The sequence below is a fragment of the Neobacillus drentensis genome (assembly GCF_036966985.1).
GTDB classification, from domain to species: Bacteria; Bacillota; Bacilli; order Bacillales; family Cytobacillaceae; genus Neobacillus; species Neobacillus drentensis_E.
Window position 1 is genome coordinate 1 of sequence record NZ_JBALSN010000657.1, and the last position, 831, is coordinate 831.

The 831-nt window shown below is 39.2% G+C and carries 1 protein-coding gene; it reads left to right on the forward strand.

Annotation, left to right across the window (positions count from 1 at the left end; translation table 11 throughout):
• Window positions 1–231 precede the first annotated feature (231 nt).
• The coding region (locus tag V7659_RS29920) for a GerAB/ArcD/ProY family transporter (protein WP_335543663.1) at window positions 232–831 on the forward strand (600 nt) is incomplete at its 3' end.

Below are 831 nucleotides of genomic sequence, written 5' to 3' on the forward strand. Positions count from 1 at the left end.
ATATTTAACCGGCTACAAAAGATGGATTTTCATACAACTTCCTGTCCGAATCAGCCTATAACAGATCCTTTTGTGGTATGAAATCATGTATGGAAACTTTTGTATGTATGTTCATTCCTCCAAGAAATATAGAACAAAAAAACTATCTTACGGTATAAGGAATAAAGTGGAAGTATTGAGGAAAATCTATCATTATTAAAACTGATGCAAGGGAATGAAAATTTGTAAGCAATGAATACTACGAAAATTTTCATAAGTCCAGCTTTAATGATCGTCATTCTCTCGACAGGGTTGATGAATCATGTACTCGTGTTACCACTTCTACTCGACCAATCAGGAAGAGATGCCTGGATCTCGGTGCTCGTCACTATTCCGCCCTTCTTTTTGTGGCTTGGAGTCTTATATTACATCATGCGAAAAACGAATCAGCAATCGTTAATGCTATTGATTCAACAGAAATTTGGAAATTTGGCTTTTCTTTTGATTGTTATCCCGTTAGAGCTTTTCCTGCTGGCCATTACGATAATAACGCTAAAAGAAACAACGTATTGGATTTCCATCGACTTTTTGAAAGCGACACCGATCTTTGTCATTGCATTTTGCATCATGCTCCTCTGTTCAATGACAGCTCTTGCGGGGATTTCCTCGATTGCACAAATGTCTGCTCTCTTCCTGCCAATGGTGGTTTTGTTCGGTTTTTTTGTCATGTTGACTAACATGCCATACAAGCATTATTCTTGGTTGCTGCCTATGATGCAAAACGGCTGGGGTCCGGTCTGGAAAGGCAGTTTGTACTCGGCTGGCGGCCTAGTGGAGATTTTGTTTCTTCTA